Source organism: Pseudomonas sp. TH31, from assembly GCF_016650815.1.
GTDB lineage: Bacteria > Pseudomonadota > Gammaproteobacteria > Pseudomonadales > Pseudomonadaceae > Aquipseudomonas.
In genome coordinates, this window is sequence record NZ_JAEKEZ010000029.1 from 110,354 (window position 1) to 129,314 (window position 18,961).

18 protein-coding genes, 2 pseudogenes and 1 riboswitch are annotated in these 18,961 nt (G+C 61.2%); of the genes and pseudogenes, 5 read left to right on the top strand and 15 right to left on the bottom strand.

Features of this window, described 5'->3' with window-relative positions:
• Positions 1–2: 2 nt before the first annotated feature.
• From cobC to cobO, 9 genes and pseudogenes are all read right to left on the bottom strand, one after another.
• Positions 3–578 (bottom strand): alpha-ribazole phosphatase family protein, encoded by a 576-nt coding sequence (gene cobC / locus JFV26_RS19850; RefSeq protein ID WP_201194868.1) that lies wholly within the window; start codon positions 576–578, stop codon positions 3–5.
• Positions 575–1,630 (bottom strand): nicotinate-nucleotide--dimethylbenzimidazole phosphoribosyltransferase, encoded by a 1,056-nt coding sequence (gene cobT, locus JFV26_RS19855; RefSeq protein ID WP_201194870.1) that lies wholly within the window; start codon positions 1,628–1,630, stop codon positions 575–577. Before cobT ends, cobC begins: the two co-directional genes overlap by 4 nt.
• Entirely contained in the window at positions 1,627–2,148 is a 522-nt protein-coding gene (gene cobU / locus JFV26_RS19860) for a bifunctional adenosylcobinamide kinase/adenosylcobinamide-phosphate guanylyltransferase (protein ID WP_201194872.1), read from the bottom strand. The genes cobT and cobU overlap by 4 nt, the downstream gene beginning before the upstream one ends.
• Before the next feature lie 121 nt (positions 2,149–2,269).
• A complete protein-coding gene (locus JFV26_RS19865) occupies positions 2,270–3,721 on the bottom strand; it encodes a cobyric acid synthase (RefSeq protein WP_201194874.1) in 1,452 nt (483 codons plus the stop codon).
• Positions 3,718–4,710 carry a threonine-phosphate decarboxylase CobD gene (gene cobD, locus JFV26_RS19870; protein ID WP_201194876.1) on the bottom strand — a complete coding sequence of 331 codons (993 nt, stop codon included), beginning with the start codon at positions 4,708–4,710 and terminating at the stop codon, positions 3,718–3,720. Before cobD ends, JFV26_RS19865 begins: the two co-directional genes overlap by 4 nt.
• The gene (cbiB, locus tag JFV26_RS19875) at positions 4,703–5,611 is read right to left on the bottom strand and encodes an adenosylcobinamide-phosphate synthase CbiB (protein ID WP_201194878.1); all 909 of its coding nucleotides are present in this window, start codon (positions 5,609–5,611) and stop codon (positions 4,703–4,705) included. The genes cobD and cbiB overlap by 8 nt, the downstream gene beginning before the upstream one ends.
• Positions 5,608–6,258, bottom strand: coding sequence for a 5,6-dimethylbenzimidazole synthase (bluB, locus tag JFV26_RS19880; RefSeq protein WP_201194880.1), 651 nt, complete (start codon positions 6,256–6,258; stop codon positions 5,608–5,610). The genes cbiB and bluB overlap by 4 nt, the downstream gene beginning before the upstream one ends.
• Positions 6,255–7,655, bottom strand: coding sequence for a cobyrinate a,c-diamide synthase (locus tag JFV26_RS19885; RefSeq protein WP_201194882.1), 1,401 nt, complete (start codon positions 7,653–7,655; stop codon positions 6,255–6,257). The genes bluB and JFV26_RS19885 overlap by 4 nt, the downstream gene beginning before the upstream one ends.
• Positions 7,652–8,262: pseudogene (cobO, locus tag JFV26_RS19890) on the bottom strand (cob(I)yrinic acid a,c-diamide adenosyltransferase). The gene JFV26_RS19885 and the pseudogene cobO overlap by 4 nt, the downstream one beginning before the upstream one ends.
• Positions 8,263–8,342: 80 nt before the next feature.
• A riboswitch (cobalamin riboswitch) is annotated at positions 8,343–8,575 on the bottom strand.
• 153 nt (positions 8,576–8,728) lie between these two features.
• Here cobO and JFV26_RS19895 point away from each other — a divergent pair.
• Together JFV26_RS19895 and JFV26_RS19900 are read left to right on the top strand one after the other, a co-directional pair.
• Entirely contained in the window at positions 8,729–9,313 is a 585-nt protein-coding gene (locus JFV26_RS19895; RefSeq protein ID WP_201194884.1) for a hypothetical protein, read from the top strand.
• A gap of 70 nt (positions 9,314–9,383) precedes the next feature.
• On the top strand, positions 9,384–10,697 hold the full coding sequence (locus JFV26_RS19900) for a PQQ-dependent sugar dehydrogenase (RefSeq protein ID WP_201194886.1): 1,314 nt from the start codon (positions 9,384–9,386) through the stop codon (positions 10,695–10,697).
• 92 nt (positions 10,698–10,789) lie between these two features.
• Here JFV26_RS19900 and JFV26_RS19905 read toward each other — a convergent pair.
• The 6 genes and pseudogenes from JFV26_RS19905 to JFV26_RS19930 form a co-directional block, all read right to left on the bottom strand.
• Positions 10,790–11,444, bottom strand: a pseudogene (locus JFV26_RS19905) (O-methyltransferase).
• An 18-nt stretch (positions 11,445–11,462) separates the two neighbouring features.
• The gene (locus tag JFV26_RS19910; RefSeq protein WP_201194887.1) at positions 11,463–11,999 is read right to left on the bottom strand and encodes a C40 family peptidase; all 537 of its coding nucleotides are present in this window, start codon (positions 11,997–11,999) and stop codon (positions 11,463–11,465) included.
• A gap of 165 nt (positions 12,000–12,164) precedes the next feature.
• Positions 12,165–12,803: a C40 family peptidase gene (locus JFV26_RS19915; RefSeq protein WP_201194888.1), complete on the bottom strand. Its 639-nt coding sequence runs from the start codon at positions 12,801–12,803 to the stop codon at positions 12,165–12,167.
• Between the two features lie 225 nt (positions 12,804–13,028).
• Positions 13,029–13,733, bottom strand: coding sequence for a DnaA regulatory inactivator Hda (gene hda, locus JFV26_RS19920; RefSeq protein ID WP_054049492.1), 705 nt, complete (start codon positions 13,731–13,733; stop codon positions 13,029–13,031).
• A 230-nt stretch (positions 13,734–13,963) separates the two neighbouring features.
• A complete protein-coding gene (locus JFV26_RS19925) occupies positions 13,964–15,037 on the bottom strand; it encodes an AI-2E family transporter (RefSeq protein WP_201194889.1) in 1,074 nt (357 codons plus the stop codon).
• A gap of 38 nt (positions 15,038–15,075) precedes the next feature.
• Positions 15,076–16,176: a DUF2066 domain-containing protein gene (locus JFV26_RS19930; RefSeq protein ID WP_201195861.1), complete on the bottom strand. Its 1,101-nt coding sequence runs from the start codon at positions 16,174–16,176 to the stop codon at positions 15,076–15,078.
• 340 nt (positions 16,177–16,516) lie between these two features.
• Between JFV26_RS19930 and purM the strand changes: the two genes are divergently transcribed.
• The 3 genes from purM to JFV26_RS19945 are packed head-to-tail and all read left to right on the top strand — an operon-like array spanning position 16,517 to position 18,947.
• The gene (gene purM / locus JFV26_RS19935) at positions 16,517–17,575 is read left to right on the top strand and encodes a phosphoribosylformylglycinamidine cyclo-ligase (protein WP_201194890.1); all 1,059 of its coding nucleotides are present in this window, start codon (positions 16,517–16,519) and stop codon (positions 17,573–17,575) included.
• Positions 17,575–18,225, top strand: coding sequence for a phosphoribosylglycinamide formyltransferase (purN, locus tag JFV26_RS19940; RefSeq protein ID WP_201194891.1), 651 nt, complete (start codon positions 17,575–17,577; stop codon positions 18,223–18,225). Before purM ends, purN begins: the two co-directional genes overlap by 1 nt.
• An 8-nt stretch (positions 18,226–18,233) precedes the next feature.
• Positions 18,234–18,947: a DUF3108 domain-containing protein gene (locus JFV26_RS19945; RefSeq protein ID WP_201194892.1), complete on the top strand. Its 714-nt coding sequence runs from the start codon at positions 18,234–18,236 to the stop codon at positions 18,945–18,947.
• Positions 18,948–18,961 lie beyond the last annotated feature (14 nt).

An 18,961-nucleotide genomic window follows, 5' to 3' on the forward strand; every position in this document is an offset into this window, starting at 1 on the left:
GATCAGAGTGCTTCCCGCAGCAGTACGCCAGAACCCACCGACAGCGAATACAACGAAGCATGGGCGACTTCAACGTTGAGCAACTGTTCACGCGGCAAGCCTCGGGCCTGGGCCAGCAGCAACTTCATGACCCCGCCATGGGTGATCAACAACACCCGCTCGCCCGCACAGGTCGCGTGCAACCGCTCGACTGCCGCCAGCACCCGCGCCGAAAAGTCCACCACCGGCTCACCCTCGGGCGGCGTAAATGAATAAGGATCGGTCCAGAACAGCCCCAACGCTTCGGCGCTGGTTTTCATCAGCTCTGCGGTGTTCTGCCCTTCCCATGCGCCGAAATGCAGTTCCTGCAGGTCTTTTTCCAACTGAACCGGCAAACCGAGCTGCCCGCCCAGTTCATCTGCGAACCGCGCGCAACGCTGCAACGGCGAGCTGACCAGTCGATCCCATGGCCCCTGCTCGATCACCGCCGCACGCATCTGCGCCCAGCCCTTGTCGGTGAGTGCGTCGTCGAGACTGCCACGCAAGCCGCCACCGAGTTCGGTCTCGCCGTGGCGCAACACGTCCAGGCGCAAAATCATGCCGGGCGATCCGCCACGGCCGCTTCGGCAAAGGTCGCCATCTGCCCGTGAAGGTCACACGCCAGGCGCAACAACGGCACCGCCAACGCGGCACCACTGCCCTCGCCCAGACGCAAACCGAGGTCCAGCAACGGCTCGGCGCTCAGGGTTTCCAGCACATGGCGATGGCCCGGCTCGGCACCGCGGTGGCCAAACAGCAACCACTGGCGGCATTGCGGGTTCAAGCGCACGGCCACCAACGCGGCGACGCTGCAAATAAAGCCGTCCACCAGCACCGCGACACCTTCCTGGGCACAGGCCAGATAGGCACCGACCAACGCCGCGATTTCAAAACCGCCGAGGTTGAACAGGGTTTGCCGCGCATCGCCCCGCTGAGCGCCGTGTAACACCAGCGCCCGCTCAATCACTTGCGCTTTATGGCTGACACCCGCAGCGTTCAACCCAGTGCCCGGTCCGGCCAGATGCCCCACCGGGCAATCCAGCAACGCACAGGCCAAGGCGCTGGCCGCCGTGGTGTTGCCGATGCCCATTTCGCCACCGATGAACAACTGCGCCCCCGTCGCGATGGCACGCAATACGCTGTCGCGGCCAGCCTGCAAGGCCAGCTCACCTTGAGCGACGGTCATGGCTGGGCCGTTCACAAAGTTGGCCGTGCCCGGGCCGACATTCAGATGCCGCACGCCCGGCAGGTTCAAGGACGGTGTAACCGTGCCAAGGTCGACCACTTCAAGTGAAGCGCCCAACTGCCGCGCCAACACGCTGATCGCCGCGCCGCCGGTGACGAAGTTGTGCAGCATCTGCCCGGTGACTTCCTGGGGAAATGCCGATACGCCTTCAGCCACCACGCCATGATCACCGGCAAAAATCGCGATCCACAGTTGATCGAGGCTCGGTTTGACCTGCCCCTGCAATCCGGCCAGTTGCACGGCGACCGATTCCAGCCTACCGAGGGAGCCGGCCGGTTTGGTCAGTTGCTGTTGACGGGCTTCGGCCTGCTCAACGACTGCTGCATCGATCGGCTTGCACGGGTTGAGCCACCAGGATTGAGTCATAACGCATTACCTTTAAGAGTCAGGGGCAGGCCGGCGACGGTCAGGACGACTCGCTGACAGCGCTCAGCCAAGGCTTGATGCAGCCAACCGGCTTCATCGACATAGCGGCGAGTCAATTCGCCCAGCGGCACGACACCCATTCCGGTCTCGTTGCTGACAAAAATAATTTCTCCCGGCAGCGATGCCAGGCAGTCCAGCAAGGCATCACGCTCGGCCGCCAGGCGCTCGGGGTTATCGAGCATCAGCAGATTGGTCAGCCACAGGGTCAGGCAATCCACCAGCAAACAACGCTCGGCACTGGCGCTTTCGCGCAGGACACGGGCCAGTTCCAGCGGTTCTTCGATCAGCGCCCATTCGGCGGGACGGCGGGCGCGGTGATGGGCCACCCGTTCGTTCATTTCGCCGTCCAGCGGTTGGCTGGTGGCGATGTAGGTCACCTGGAGCTGGCTGTCGGTGGCGAGTTTTTCAGCCAGGCGACTTTTACCGGAACGGGCGCCGCCGAGGATGAGTTGGAGCATGGTTTATTCCTTTATATGGGCGGTGAGGCGAATTACGCCTTCGCGAGCAAGCCCGCTCCCACAGTTGATCGCATTCCAATGTGGGAGCGGGCTTGCTCGCGAAGGGGCCATCAAACCCACCCTAAAACCCACAGAGTTCACGCAACAGCGCAGTATCCAAATGCTGCTCCACCAAATCCGCCAACCGCTCGATATCGCGCTCGCGCAAGGCGTGATAATCCACCGCCTGCACATTCTGCAATCCGGCCCAACGCAACAGCGCACTGCTCGCCGCCGATGACTCGAACAACCCGTGCAGGTAGGTGCCGAAAATCTGCCCATCGAGACTTTGCGCACCGTCGCAGCGACCATCGTCCAACTGCACGGCGGCATTTTCCAACGCCGGCCCAGTGGTTACGCCCGCATGGATTTCATAGCCACTGACCTCGGCATTTTCCAACGCCAGGCGCCCGCCCACGTTGCGCAGTTGCTTCTGTTCTTCGAGCAAGGTTTCGAACGCCAGCAAGCCCAAACCGGCGCTGGAACCCGGCGCGCCTTCGAGGCCCAACGGGTCGTGAACCTGCTCGCCAAGCATTTGCAGGCCGCCGCAAATCCCCAACACTTTGCCGCCATAGCGCAAATGTCGGGAGATCGCCGTGTCCCAGCCGTTGGCCCGCAGGTACGCGAGGTCGCTGCGCACGCTTTTCGAGCCCGGAAGAATGATCAGGTCAGCGGCCGGAATCGCTTGGCCGGGGCCGATGAATTGCAGGTCCACTTGCGGATGCAGGCGCAGTGGATCGAAATCGGTGTGATTGCTGATGCGCGGCAACACCGGCACCACCACTTTGAGCACTTGCTCAGCCTTGTCGGTCTGACGCTGATCGATGCCGTCTTCAGCCTCCAGGTGCAGGTCCATGACGTATGGCAGGACGCCGATCACCGGTTTGCCGGTGCGTTCTTCGAGCCAGTCGAGGCCCGGTTGCAGCAAGGCAAGGTCACCGCGAAAACGGTTGATGATGAAACCTTTGACCCGCGCCTGCTCGCTCGCAGACAGCAGCTCAAGCGTACCGACCAGATGGGCGAAAACCCCGCCGCGATTGATGTCGGCGATCAGCACCACCGGACAGTCCACGGCTTCGGCAAAGCCCATGTTGGCGATATCACCAGCGCGCAGATTGATCTCGGCCGGCGAGCCCGCGCCTTCGACCATCACCACCGGATAAGCCGCGCTCAACCGTTCGTGGGAGGCCAATACCGCTTGCATCGCGATGGCTTTGTAGTCGTGATAAGCGACGGCGTTCATGGTGGTGACGGCGCGACCATGAATGATCACTTGGGCGCCGGTGTCGCTGTTGGGTTTGAGCAGCACCGGGTTCATGTCGGTGTGCGGCTCAAGATTGGCGGCCTGAGCCTGCACCGCTTGCGCGCGGCCGATCTCGCCACCGTCAGCGGTCACGGCGCTGTTCAACGCCATGTTTTGCGGCTTGAACGGAACAACGCTGACACCGTGGCGCGTGACCCAGCGGCACAGCGCCGTTACCAAGGTACTTTTACCGGCGTCGGACGTGGTGCCTTGCACCATCAACGTTGTCATCGGATTTCCTTGGCGAAAGCTTGCAGGGCTTGTTCGAGACGAGCTTCTTCGGCGGCGTCCGCCGGTAGACCAAAACGCAGGCTGCTGTTGTGGGTGAACAACCGCAGCAAGATCCCGCGCCGCGCCATAAATGCATGCAACGCTTCGGCGCGCTCAGTGATCAGCCATTGAAACAAGGCACAACCGCCCTGCGGCTTAAGGTCATATCGTTCCAGCAGCGCAGCCAATCGCTGACTGGCCTCCTCGCTGCGCACCCGTTGCCGGGCGTGCCCTTCAGTGTCCTGCAAACAGGCCTGGCCCAGCACCCGAGTCGGGCCACTGACCGCCCACGGTCCGACTTGCTCGGCCAGCAATCTGAGCAACTTGCGCTCAGCCAGGACGAAGCCTAGCCGCACCCCGGCCAGGCCGAAAAACTTGCCGAAAGAGCGCAACACGATCAAGCCGACCTGATGGGTAAACGACGCCAGGCTCAGGTGCGGCGTGTTGTCCATGAATGCTTCGTCCACCACCAGCCAGCCACCGCGCTGGGCCAGCCGCGAGTGCCAGTCGAGCAGACGATTCGGGCTCAGGCTCAGGCCCGTGGGATTGTTCGGGTTGACCACTACCAACACGTCGAGGCTGTCGAGAAAAAAGTCGACTTCCTGCTCCAGCACTTCGCGCACGATGTAACCGTTACGACGCCACGCCTCGGCGTGTTCGGCATAACAGGGCGACAGCACGCCGACCTTGCCGGCCCGGCGCAGACGCGGCAGCAACTGGATCGCCATCTGCGAGCCGGCGACCGGCAGCACGTGGGCGGCGCCGTAATAATCACAAGCGGCCTGCTCCAGACCATCATCGGTTTCCGGCAACCGCGCCCAGGCTCGCAACGCAATCTGAGGAATCGGAAACGGCCAGGGCGCCAGGCCACTGGACAGGTCGAGCCAATCGGCTTCGGCGATGCCGTATTCGAGCGCCGCCTTGCGCAACCGACCACCGTGCTCAAGCATAAAATTCAGCCCCCAAGCAGAGAATCAGCAGCCATAACCATACGCCGCGCTGAACCAATTGCCAGCCACGGTCGATGGAGTCGGCGTCCGCCGGAACACCTTCGCCCAGTTGTGGACGCTGATGCAATTCACCGTGATAAATCGCCGCCCCGCCCAACTCGACACCCAGCGCACCCGCACCGGCCGCCATCACCGGCCCGGCGTTCGGGCTGTCCCAGGTCGGGCCTTGAGTACGCCAGCATTTCAGCGCAAGTCGGGTTTTGCCCAATAGTGCGTAGGTCAACGCCACCAGCCGTGCGGGAATGTAGTTAAGGACGTCGTCGATTTTCGCCGCCGCCCAGCCGAACCGCTCGAAGCGTTCATTGCGATAGCCCCACATGGCGTCAAGGGTGTTGCTCAGTCGATAGAGCACCACGCCCGGCGCACCGGCCACGGCAAACCAGAACAGTGCGGCGAACACGGCGTCACTGCCGTTTTCCAGCACCGATTCGGTGGCGGCGCGGGCGACTTCGGTTTTATCCAGTTCACTGGTCTGGCGGCTGACCAGATAACCCACGCGTTTGCGCGCTTCGTCCAGGTCATCACTGCGCAGGGCCTTGGCCACCGGCTCGACGTGTTCGCCCAGGCTGCGCATGCCGAGGGCGCAATACAGCGCCAGAATCTCGACCAGCCAACCGACATAAGGCGCCCAGGAAAATGCGGTGGCCAGCAAGGTCAGCGGTAACACCGCAATCACCCAGGCGGTGACGCCATGACTGCGCCAACCGCGACCGCCGGAGTTGAAGCGTTGCTCGATGCGCTCGGCAAAACGGCCGAACGCCACCAGCGGATGCCAGCGCCTGGGTTCACCCAGCAGCGCATCCAGCGCAACCGCGGCGACACTCAACAACGCCACACTCATTGACTCACTCCCCAATAGTTTTCATACAGCAATTCACTGAGCGGGCGCGCCTGCGCCCAGCCTTCGAGTACCAACATCGGCGCCGGATAGAACTCCTTGACCGGGCCGAGGCAAAGCACCGCCAGCGGTTTGGCACCGGCAGGCAAACCCAGCAGGTCCGCCAGGGCTTGCGGCTCGAACAGCGAGACCCAGCCCATGCCCAGTCCTTCGGCACGGGACGCCAGCCACAGGTTCTGGATCGCGCAGGACAGCGACGCCATGTCCATTTCCGGCAAGGTGCGACGACCGAAAATGTGGCGTTCGCGATCATCCATCAGCGCCGCCACCAAGACTTCGGCGCAGTCGTTGATGCCTTCGACCTTGAGCATCATGAACTCGTCGGTGCGCTCGCCAAGGGCTTCGGCGGTGCGGATGCGTTCTTCTTCTACTAATAACCGGATCTTGCCGCGCAGGGCTCGATCGCTGATGCGGATGAAGCGCCATGGCTGCATCAGGCCGACACTCGGCGCCTGGTGCGCGGCTTCGAGCAGGCGCCGTAGCAGCTCGGGCTCGACGGTGCCGCCACTGAAGTGGCGCATGTCGCGGCGTTCGGCGATGGCTCGATAAACTGCTTCGCGTTCGGCCTGGCTGAATGCGTTGTCTGTCATGGCCTCTTCGCGAGCAAGCCCGCTCCCACATTAGATGGCGTGCTGCCTGACGAAACGCGGTCAACTGTGGGAGCGGGCTTGCTCGCGAAGGCGGCCTCAACATCAGGCGCAAACAGAGCGGCAATCGCCGATGGATTCGACGGAAAATAGAAGTGCACATAAGAGGCCGTCATCCGCCCCTCACGATAAACAGCCTCCGCCCCGCGCCCGCCGTTCGGGCTCAGGCCCCGGGCAATCGGCTCAAGTTCAGTGCTGGTCAACGAGTGGTGATAGGTGTGCCCGCGCAACAAGCCTTCGGGCAACTCGACCGCTTGCAACGCCAATGCCGCCAGACGTTTTTGCATCACCGCATCCCCTGCCAGCAAGCCGACCAGTTCAGCGCGAGTGCCGTCGATATCGGTCAACGAATCGAGCAGATACAGCATGCCGCCACATTCGGCCAGCAACGGCTTGCCCGCCGCGTGGTGCGCGCGAATCGCGACCAGCATCGAGGTATTTTGCGAAAGCGTCACATGGTGCAGTTCGGGGTAACCACCCGGAAGGTAAAGGCTGTCAGCCTCGGGTAATTGGCTATCGCGGATCGGCGAGAAAAACACCAACTCAGCGCCCATCGCCCGCAACAAATCCAGGCTCGCGCCGTAAGTGAAGGCGAACGCTTCGTCACGGGCCACGGCGATGCGCACACCCGCCAGCAACGGCTCGGCGCTGATCACATCCGGGGCGGCAAACTCGACGGCCGGTGGCAGCGCGACCTCGCAACTGCTGGCCAACGCATCGGCGGCCGCATCAAGGCGCACATCGAGGTCATTCAGCTCACTGGCCTGGACCAACCCGAGGTGACGACTCGGCAATTCGATCCCGGTTTCCCGGGACAACGCACCGTACCAGCGCAAGCCTTCGGTCAGGCTGCCTTCGAGCAGTTGCGCGTGACGCAAGGTGCCGACGCGGTTGGCCAGGACGCCGGCAAACGGCAAGTCCGGCTGATAGCGCGCCAGGCCCAGGGCCAACGCGCCAAAGGTCTGAGCCATGGCGGTGCCGTCGATCACGCCGAGCACCGGCACACCGAAGTGCCGCGCCAGGTCAGCGCTGGACGGCGTACCGTCGAATAAGCCCATGACCCCTTCGATCAGAATCAGGTCGGCTTCACCGGCGGCTTCCCACAACAGCCGACGACTTTCCTGCTCGCCGACCATCCACATGTCCAGTTGATAGACCGGCGCACCGCTGGCGCGCTCGAGAATCATCGGGTCGAGAAAGTCCGGGCCGCATTTGAATACGCGCACCTTGCGCCCCTGATTGCGATGCAAACGGGCCAGCGCGGCGGTGACGGTGGTCTTGCCCTGACCGGAGGCCGGTGCGGCAATCAGTACCGCCGGGCAATGACGTGGTTGATTCACAGCTCGACGCCTTTTTGCGCTTTGATCCCGGCCTGGAACGCGTGTTTGATCACGTTCATTTCGGTGACGGTGTCGGCCAGTTCGATCATTTCCGGCTTGGCGCCGCGACCGGTGACCACCACGTGCTGCATCGGTGGACGGCCTTGCAAGTCGCTGAGGACTTGATCGAGATCGAGGTAACCGTGCTTGAGCGCGATGTTCAGTTCATCGAGCACCACCAGGCCGATCGATGGATCGCGCAGCAGTTCGCGGGACACGGCCCACGCGGCTTCGGCGGCGGCGATGTCACGCTGGCGGTCCTGGGTTTCCCAGGTGAAACCCTCGCCCATCACATGAAAACGCACTTGCTCCGGGAAGCGGCGGAAGAACAACTCCTCACCGGTGCTGTTGCGCCCCTTGATGAACTGCACCACACCGCACTGCATGCCGTGGCCCATGGAGCGGGCGAGCATGCCGAAAGCCGAGCTGCTTTTGCCTTTGCCGTTGCCGGTCAGCACCAGCAGCAGGCCGCATTCGTTCGGCGAATTGGCGATGCGTTCGTCAATCACGGCTTTTTGCGCAGCATGCGCGCCAGGTGGCGTTCGTCACGATCGGGGGTATCAGTCATGGGGAGCTCTCCGTTGAGGCTGGATAACGGCGGGCAGGCACAAGAATAGATGGCAAGAAGCCTGGCATCGCCCACCGTGATGCCGCTGGATGGATCAGGCCGGTCTCCGGGCTCATGAGCGGCTTACGCCTGGCTGCGCGCCTTCCCATGTCGAGTTAAGACACAGTGGCTCAAGGCGCAGCTTTCTCTCATTTACCGTTGCGGGGGCAGCGCCGGGATCGTGGTTCTTCGTCTATGGAAGAAATCACTCACCGGCTTCCCTGTTTCACTCTATCGACCGTGGCCACAGAGCACCTGAAACAAGCCGCGAAGGTTAGAGGGTTGGGGGTGGAGCGTCAATTAAAGCCGGGGCGCCATCCGGCGAAAAACTGCCGTCGATCAATTTACTGACGCCAATCTTGTGCCACACTCCCGGTAGTGATATCAAAGAGCCATAATTCACAACACAATAACAAGGGTGAGCCACATGCAAGGCATGATCATCAGCAATCCGAAGCTGGAATTCCTGCGCCCGCTGCTGGAACGCTGGTTTGACTGTATCGACCGTTACAACGCCGTGCGCGGCGATAACGACACACCTTACTGGTTCGACGAAAAAGCCAACCTCGGGCTACTTTCGGCCGCCGCGTGGATGGCCGAAATGGTCACGCTGCAACAGGCGCCGAGCCGCAAACAAACCGAAGAAGGCGAACGCAATGCCCGAGCCGATTTGTTGATTGCCAGCAGCGAAGCTCGCGCATTTATTCAGGCCACCCAGCGCTGGCCACGGGTCAACAGCCTGAATCTGACGCAAGCCCTGGCCGATATCACCAGCGAGGCGAAGCGAATCAGCCACGCCAGTGACCTGAAACTCGGCTGCCTGTTCGCCGCCCCGCAAAAAGCCCAGCACAGCGCCACCCCGGAAGAACTCCAGGACATGGTCGACGACCTGCAAAAGGAACACACCTGCGCCGTGGCCTGGTATTTCCCTTACGCCTATCGCAAGTTGCGCAACGAAGCCGGCAACTATCATCCCGGCATCGCCGTACTGCTCAAAGAGGCCCGTGGCTGACGGGTTGAACCATCGCGTCCTTTCTCTTCTCTATGATTAAGACAATGCATTCATAGGGAAGAAGATCCGCATGTTCAAGCCTCAGTTCGTTCTCGTCATCGCGCTCGCCGGAGGGCTCGCCGCCTGTGGTGAATCCTCCAGCCTGCAAGTCTCGGACGGCACCGGACCGTCGCCCAAGCTGCCAGAACCGAACAAGACCCTGATCCCGACGGTGAACATCGCTCCGGCGATCGGCTGGCCGGCCGGCGCCAAACCTACTGCGGCCGCAGGGACGCAAGTCGCGGCATTTGCCGAAAACCTCGATCACCCGCGCTGGCTCTATGTGCTGCCCAACGGTGATGTGCTGGTGGCCGAAACCAACGCACCACCCAAACCCGATGACAGCAAAGGCATTCGCGGCTGGGTCATGAAGAAAGTCATGGGCCGCGCCGGTGCCGGCGTACCGAGCCCGAACCGCATCACGCTGCTGCGGGACAAGGACCACGACGGTGTGGCCGAAACCCGCACGGTGTTCCTGGAAAACCTCAACTCGCCGTTCGGCATGACCCTGGTCGGCAATGACCTGTACGTCGCCGACACGGATCGCTTGCTACGCTTCCACTATGAAACCGGCGATACACAGATCAAATCCCAGCCCATTAAGGTCACCGACCTGCCGGGCGGCACGATCAACCATCACTGGACCAAAAACGTCATCGCCAGCAAGGACGGCAGCAAGCTGTACGTGACGGTGGGTTCCAACAGCAACGTCGGCGAAAATGGCCTGGCCGCTGAAGAAGGTCGCGCAGCGATCTGGGAAGTGGACCGCGCCACCGGCAATCACCGGATCTTCGCCTCGGGCCTGCGCAACCCCAACGGGATGGGCTGGGAACCGGCCAGTGGCGCGCTCTGGACCGCGGTCAACGAGCGGGATGAGATCGGCAGCGATCTGGTGCCGGACTACATCACCTCGGTCAAGGACGGCGCATTCTATGGCTGGCCATTCAGTTATTACGGGCAACACATCGATGTGCGCGTCGACCCACAAAATCCGGACCTGGTGGCCAAAGCCATCGCCCCGGATTACGCCGTCGGCCCGCATACCGCCTCACTGGGGTTCACCTTTGCCGAAGGCAGCAAACTGCCTGCACCGTTTACCAACGGCGCATTCGTCGGCCAGCACGGTTCGTGGAACCGCAAACCGCATAGCGGCTACAAGGTGATTTTCGTGCCGTTCGCGGCAGGCAAGCCGACCGGGCAGCCGGTGGATGTGCTGACCGGATTCCTCGATAAAGATGAAAATGCCTTGGGCCGGCCGGTGGGTGTGGTGATTGATCAGCAGGGAGATTTGCTGGTGGCGGATGATGTGGGGAACAAGGTGTGGCGGGTTTCGGCGGCTAAATAAAGATCAAAAGATCGCAGCCTTCGGCAGCTCCTACAGGGTGTACACCAACCACTGCAGGAGCTGCCGAAGGCTGCGATCTTTTCAAGCCGGCATTACCTTTTGCGGCAAAGGGTTAAACCATCACCTATCGGCAACATCGACAGGTCCACCCGCCCATCATCCTTCAAGGCACGATTGAGCGCCTGGATAGCTCGGGTGTCTGCGCTCTCGGGATTATCCTCAAGCACTCGACCGCTCCACAGCGTGTTATCAAACACCGCCAAACCACCGACCCGCAGCAAACGCAGGGCGTGCTCCAGATAACTCGAGTAGTTAGCCTTGTCGGCGTCGATGAAGATCAGATCAAATTGCCCTGGCTGCTCCAGCAGCGCCAGGGTTTCCAGCGCGGGCGCCAGACGCAGGTCAATGCGTGCGGCAAGCCCCGCCTCCCTGCCAGTAACGCCGCGCGGTGGCGTTGTAGTCGCCGGGGATATCGCAACAGATCAGCGAGCCGTCGTCCGGCAATGCCGCCGCCATGCACAACGCGCTGTAACCGGTGAAGGTGCCGACTTCCAGCAAACGCCGGGCGCCGATGAGCTTGACCAGCAACGCGAGGAACTGCCCCTGCTCTGGCGCGATCTGCCAGCGCGCCATGGGCAGCAGCTGGGTTTCGTCACGCAAACGCTTGAGCAGCGGCGTTTCCCTGAGGGAAACGTCGAGCAGGTAGTGGTACAGGGAATCGTCGAGATTGAGCGTGCGAGTGGTCATGACAGCAACCTCTGCAATCTACGGGTTACGCGCCAGGTGCTCAGGTTGCAAGACGCGCTTGGCGCTCAGGTAGGCTTTCTGCCAATAGGCTTTGGACAAGCTGTCGAGCTTCACCGTGCCACCCGTGGCCGGGGCGTGGACGAAGCGGCCTTCACCGACGTAGATCCCGGCGTGACTGACCTGGGAGCCGCCATTGGTAGCGAAGAAGATCAGGTCGCCGGTTTGCAGGCCTTCCTTGCCGACATTGGCGGCTTGCATGCTGATCATCTCGCGAGTGGTGCGCGGTAGGGAAATGCCGGCGACGTCACGGTAGACGTAACCGATCAGGCCACTGCAATCAAACCCCGAGTCCGGCGTATTGCCACCCCAGCGATACGGCGTGCCCACCAGGCCGAGGGCGCGAAACAACACGTCTTCTGCTTCCGGGGAGAATGCTTGGGAGGAACCGAAAATAATCGGCGCGCGAACCACCGGCGCCGAGGGCGGTGGACGGCTGGCGCAGGCGCTGAGCAGCGCTGCGAAGAACATGAGTGCGAGGCGGGCCGACATCGTCATAAGCAGAACATCCTGATCTGGCTGCGGCTTTTTCTGCCGGAAAGACAGAAAAGAAAACCGCCTGCGCAGGACGCAGGCGGTTTGCCATCAATATTAGAACAGGATTCTAGCGGCTACGCGGCAAACTTCAAGTAAGACTTTAAGTTCGCCTTACTTTAAGTGTGCTTACTTGCGAGCGGTGACCACAGTCGGGGCCATTGCGAGTGCGCGCTTGGCTTCGATGAAGGTCTTGCTCCAGTAGCTGTCGCCCAGGCTATCAACCCGCACGCCACCGCTTTTGCGGCTGCTGGAGTGGATGAACTGGTCATCACCGAGGTAGATACCGGCGTGACTGACGCGACCGCGACGACCGTTGGTCGCGAAGAACAGCAAGTCACCAGGCTTGAGCTTGTTGCGCGCTACCAACGGGGCATCCACGTTGATCATTTCGCGAGTGGAGCGCGGCAGATTCATGCCGGCCTCTTCACGAAACAGGTAGCCGATGAAGCCGCTGCAGTCGAAACCGGCTTCAGAGGTACCGCCGAAACGGTAACGGGTACCGATCAGGGACATGCCACGCTCGAGGATGCTGTCGGCCAGAACCGGAAGCTGGTACGACTTGCCATCGGCGAAGTCAGCCAGTTCTTTTTCGGTGGCCGTCTCTTCTTGGTTAAGAGCTTCCTGATAAAGAACGGAAGATTGCGCAGTAGCAGAGTTTTTAACCTGCTGTTGTTGCTCTTGCTGGGACACTGGAGAGTGAGCAGCGCAACCAAACAACAGGGTGACGAGTGCGAGAGGCACGAGGGGTGCGAAGCGATTTAGCATGGGCACGACCGTGGCTGATAGTTGTAAAGAAGCCGAGACTATGCCCGCTATCAACCTCATTTGCAAATTCAATCGATCTTTTTGTGACTTCTCGGTTTCTCGTTTACATCTAAGAGCTTAAGCCCATTTTAAACATTTGCGCAGCCTGCAACCTTGCAGGAAAGCGGATTTTCTGGCGCCTGAAATATGCCGAACCTGCTACAGGCCTTTATTTAACAGGGCCCGCTACCAGCCAAGGGTTTCTTTCAGGAAGGGAATTGTCAGCTTGCGCTGAGCTTGAAGGGAGGCCTGGTCGAGACGCTCAAGCAGCTCGAAAAGCGCACTCATGCTGCGGGTGCCACGGGTCAAAATAAAATGCCCGACTTCATCGGTCAGGTGCAAACCGCGACGGGATGCGCGCAATTGCAAGGCACGCAATTTGTCTTCATCGGACAGCGGACGCATCTGGAAGATCAGCGCCAGGGTCAGGCGCGATTTGAGATCCGCCAGCTTCACCGGCAGTTCACGCGGCGAAGTCGATGCTGCAATCAGCAGACGCCGGCCACTGTCGCGCAGACGGTTGAACAGGTGGAACAGCGCCTCTTCCCAATCCGCTCGCCCGGCAACAGCTTGCAAATCATCGAGGCAGACCAGTTCGTATTGTTCGAGGTTGTCGAGGATTTCGATGCCGCGATCGAGCAACTCGGCCAGCGGCAGGTACACCGCCGGTTCACCCATTTGCTCGAAACGCAGGCAGGCGGCCTGCAACAAGTGCGTGCGCCCTACCCCGTCCTTGCCCCAGAGGTAAATCAGGCTTTCGGTCCAGCCGGCGTCGGCTTCGCATAGCCGCTCCACATAGCCGAGTGCAGCGGCATTGGCGCCTGGGTAGTAATTGATAAAGGTAGCGTCATCACGCAGACGCACACCTAGGGGCAGCTGAATCGGTTTCATGCTGACTGAACAGTTCCAAAGGAACCGTTAGTGGCCTCTGTGTAAAGTTTGCGAAGTTTATACCCGTGAGGCAGCCCGCACAATGCAGCAGACCACAAGCAAAATCAAAGGTTTGCGTTAACGCACTGGTTTTATGACAGTTTCTTTGGCGGCGCATGTGACAGCCGCGAGGGAGAAGCGGGCCAACCTGGCAAGGAACCAGGCCGACCGCCATGAGCGATCAGTCGACGTTAAAGCTCAGGTTCGTCGACGCCGCTGTACATATCCGAATCTTTATACAAATCATGCACATGGCGCACCAGCACCATGATCACCGCCGCCACCGGCAACGCCAGCAGCACGCCAGTGAAACCGAACAGCTCGCCACCGGCCAGAATCGCGAAAATCACCGCCACCGGGTGCAGGCCGATCCGGTCGCCCACCAGCAACGGCGTCAACACCATGCCTTCCAGTGCCTGCCCGACCATGAACACCGCGACGATGCCGAGCATGGGGTACAAGTCGCCGTGAAACTGGAACAGGCCAGCAATCAACGCCGCGCCAATCCCGATGACAAACCCCATGTACGGCACAATCGCCGCCAGACCGGCGATCAGACCGATCAACAGCCCCAACTCCAACCCGACCAGCATCAGGCCCGCCGCATAGATCACGCCCAGCGCCAGCATCACCAGCAATTGCCCGCGAACAAACGCCCCGAGCACTTCATGGCATTCGCCGGCCAGTGACACCACGCGCTCTTCGCGATCACGAGGCAACAGGCTGCGGATCTTGGCCATCATCAGATCCCAATCGCGCAGCAGGTAGAAACTCACCACCGGGATCAGCACCAGGTTGGCCAGCCAGCCGATCAGCGCCAGACTGGAAGCGGTCGCCTGGCTCAGTACCAAGCTGACAATGTCGGTGGTCTGGCCCATGTGTTCACTGATCGCAGCCTTGACCTTGTCGAACTTCCAGAAATTATCCGACAGTCCGAATTTCGATTGCGCCCACGGCAAGGCCGTGTGCTGCAACCAATCCAGCATCTGCGGCGCCAACTCGTACAAACGGAACAACTGCTTGGCAAGCAACGGCACCAACACCAGCAGCAGCGCCGTGAAGATCAAGGTAAACAGCGCGAACACCGTCACCACGCCCCAGGTCCGAGACAGGCCAAGCTTCTCCAGCCGATCCACCAGCGGATCGAACAGATAGGCCAGCAGCAGCGCCACCAAAAATGGCGTCAGGATCGGATGCAACAGCCAGACAAACACGCAGAGCAGGACCACCCCGCCCAACCAGAACCAACGCCGCGTATCGGCCATGTACAACTCCCTATGCTTCTATATAAAGAAAGAAAACCTTACCAACGGAATCGCAACTGCGGCACCGGCGCCTGGACCGGTGCTATCGCGGGTACCGCGCCATCGGCCGCCGGCGGAACCGGGGCGACTGGCATCGGGGCTTCACCCGCCGGCACTTCCTGCAACTTGGCCAGGGACAACTGCGCCTTTAACTGCTCGGCGCTGCCGTTAACCCGGTAGATAATGTGATCACCGTCAACACTGACCAGATGCCCACCGAAAGGCTCCAGCAAATGCCCGAGCGCCGCGTAACGTTCCAGCGTCATGCCCTGCACTTCCAGCAACTGCTCGCTTGAAACGCCCGGCTTGACGACAAATCGCGGCGCCATGCGCTCGCTGACCGCCAGCATCACCGCATCGGCCAAGGCCGGCACATCGGCGCCCTGCACACTGCCAGCCTCTTTCTGATTGCCCAGCCACAGGTGCCACTTGGCTTGCCACTGACCGCCCTCTTCACGAGCATGCACCGCCAGCAACGCGTCGGCGCCATAGCGTTCCGACGCGTTATGCAGTGGCGCGGGGTCATTGCCTTCAAGCGTTGGCGCGGTAGCGACGAGCTGTTCGCTCAGGTCACCCAGCGGCAGACGCAACGGCAAACCACGGTGTTGTGCGGCGCGGCGCAACGGTGCCGCACTGGCCTGACCATCACCGACCAGGCTTGAGCCTTCGGTGGAATCACTCAGCCACCAGCCGAGGATCGACGGCCGATTGGCGCCCCACAGCGACAGCCCGGCACGACGCAGTGCCTGCTCGGTGGTCGCCGGGTCGAAATCGACCTTCAGCACTTCCGGCGGTCCCGCATCAAAGCCGTACTGGCTGATGATTTGTTGCGGGTCCTTGCGGATCGCCGCCAGCCCCGGATTCTGTGGCGCCTTCGGATCACCGGTCAGGCGCAACACCAGCGTATCCAGCGCCGCCTGGGTCGCTTGATCGCGCACCTCCGCGCTTTGACCACTGACCGGTTGACGGACCTGATAAAGGTTTTTCACGGTTTCGGCATGACTCGCCAGGCTGACCAGAGACAAACAGCCCGCAAATAGATAGCTGGAAAAAACGCATGGAAGATTCCTGACGACAAGAGCGGCTGGAACTGGCCGCATGAAGATATTGAGCAAGGCTGTGACCATCGCCCCGCACAAAACATTCACCCGGCCTCGATAAGTTTTTGGCACTGTCATAACGATAGACGGTTAATAGGGATACCTTATACAGCTATGAGAGACGTCACTCACTGGGGCAATAATGGTTTTTTCAGCCGATATGCCCCTGCCGTCGGCGCGAGGATGGCCGCTGCCTCTCAAGCCTGATAAAATCGCGCGCCTTCGCAGACCGGCAACAGCCGGGCACCCTGAAATTCGCGCAAGGCACTCGCCCTCGTTTGTTTCGGCGGTCCCACTGGACTCGGTCGTTACCCCTGAATCCCCCCTAAAGGCCTGGATCATGAGCAAGCAACCCTCCCTGAGCTACAAGGACGCCGGTGTAGACATCGACGCCGGTGAAGCATTGGTCGAACGCATCAAGAGCGTCGCCAAGCGCACTGCGCGCCCGGAAGTCATGGGCGGCCTGGGCGGTTTTGGCGCCCTCTGCGAAATCCCGGCCGGCTACAAGCAGCCAGTGCTGGTTTCCGGTACTGACGGCGTCGGCACCAAGCTGCGCCTGGCGCTGAACCTGAACAAACACGACAGCATCGGCATCGACCTGGTCGCCATGTGCGTCAACGATCTGGTGGTGTGCGGCGCCGAGCCGCTGTTCTTCCTCGACTACTACGCTACCGGCAAACTGAATGTCGAAACCGCGACCCAGGTCGTGACCGGCATCGGCGCTGGCTGCGAACTGTCCGGCTGCTCCCTGGTCGGCGGTGAAACCGCTGAAATGCCTGGCATGTACGAAGGCGAAGACTACGACCTGGCCGGCTTCTGTGTCGGCGTCGTGGAAAAATCCGAAATCATCGACGGCTCCAAAGTCGCTGCCGGCGATGCCCTGCTCGCCCTGCCGTCTTCCGGCCCGCACTCCAACGGCTACTCGCTGATCCGCAAGATCATCGAAGTGTCCGGTGCAGACATCGAAAACATCCAGCTCGACGGCAAACCGCTGACCGACTTGCTGATGGCCCCGACCCGTATCTACGTGAAGCCGCTGCTCAAGCTGATCAAGGAAACCGGCGCCGTCAAAGCCATGGCCCACATCACCGGTGGTGGCCTGCTCGACAACATCCCGCGCGTTCTGCCAAAAGGCGCTCAAGCGGTGGTTGACGTGGCAAGCTGGACTCGCCCGTCCGTGTTCGACTGGCTGCAAGAGAAAGGCAACGTCGACGAGAACGAAATGCACCGCGTGCTGAACTGCGGCGTCGGCATGGTTATCTGCGTTGCTCAAGAGCACGTTGAAACCGCTCTGAACGTTCTGCGTGAAGCCGGCGAGCAGCCATGGGTCATCGGTCAGATCTCCACCGCTGCCGAAGGCGCGGCTCAGGTTGAACTGAAGAACCTCAAGGCTCATTAATGTCCGCCACCTGTGATGTCGTGGTGCTGCTCTCCGGCACCGGCAGTAACTTGCAGGCCTTGATCGACAGCACGCGGACCGGCGACAGCCCGGCCCGCATTGCTGCGGTGATTTCCAACCGCGCCGACGCCTACGGCCTGCAACGCGCCAGGGAGGCGGGTATCGACACCCGCGCCCTGGATCACAAGGCATTCGAGGGCCGCGAGGCCTTCGATGCCGCACTGATCGAACTGATCGACGCCTTCAATCCCAAACTCGTGGTACTCGCCGGTTTCATGCGCATTCTCAGCGCTGACTTCGTGCGGCACTACCAGGGTCGCCTGCTCAACATCCATCCCTCGCTGCTACCCAAATACAAAGGGTTACACACTCATCAGCGCGCGCTGGAGGCCGGCGACACCGAGCACGGCTGCTCCGTGCACTTCGTCACCGAGGAACTCGATGGCGGACCACTGGTCGTACAGGCAGTAATACCGGTAGAGTTGCACGATACGCCGCAGAGCCTGGCTCAGCGGGTACACGTTCAGGAACACCTGATCTACCCGATGGCCGTACGCTGGTTTGCCGAAGGTCGTTTATCACTCGGCGAACAAGGTGCTTTACTGGATGAAAAGTTACTCGCGGCCAGCGGCCACTTGATTCGAACCTAGGAGATTTTATGCGTCGCGCCCTGCTCTTCGCTTGTGCTCTGTTCGCCCTGCCTCTGGCACAGGCTTCAGACCTTCAACCGTTCTCCGCCAGCTACACCGCCGACTGGAAACAACTTCCAATGAGCGGCACCGCGGAACGCAGCCTGACCAAGGAAGCGAACGGCGTCTGGAGACTCAGCTTCAAGGCATCGATGATGATTGCCAGCCTGAATGAAGAAAGCACCCTGACCCTGGACAAGGACACCTTGCTGCCCCAGTCCTACCACTTCGAACGTGGCGGCCTGGGCAAAGCCAAGAAAGCCGACCTGGACTTCGACTGGACCACCAAAATGGTCACCGGCACTGATCGTGGAGACCCGGTCAAGGTTCCGCTGAACCGTGGCATGGTCGACAAATCCACCTACCAGCTTGCTCTTCAGCATGACGTGGCAGCCGGCAAGAAAAGCATGAGCTATCAGGTGGTCGATGGCGGTGATGTCGATACCTATGACTTCCGCGTACTGGGTTCGGAAAAGGTCGACACCAAGGCCGGCCAGATCGATGCGATCAAGGTCGAGCGCGTGCGCGACCCAACACAAACCAAGCGCACCACCGTCATGTGGTTCGCCAAGGACTGGGATTACCTGCTGGTCCGCCTGCAACAGGTTGAAACCGACGGCAAGGAGTACAACATCATGCTCCTGGACGGCACGGTCAACGGCAAGGCGGTCAAAGGCAGCTGATCCGGTTCAACACG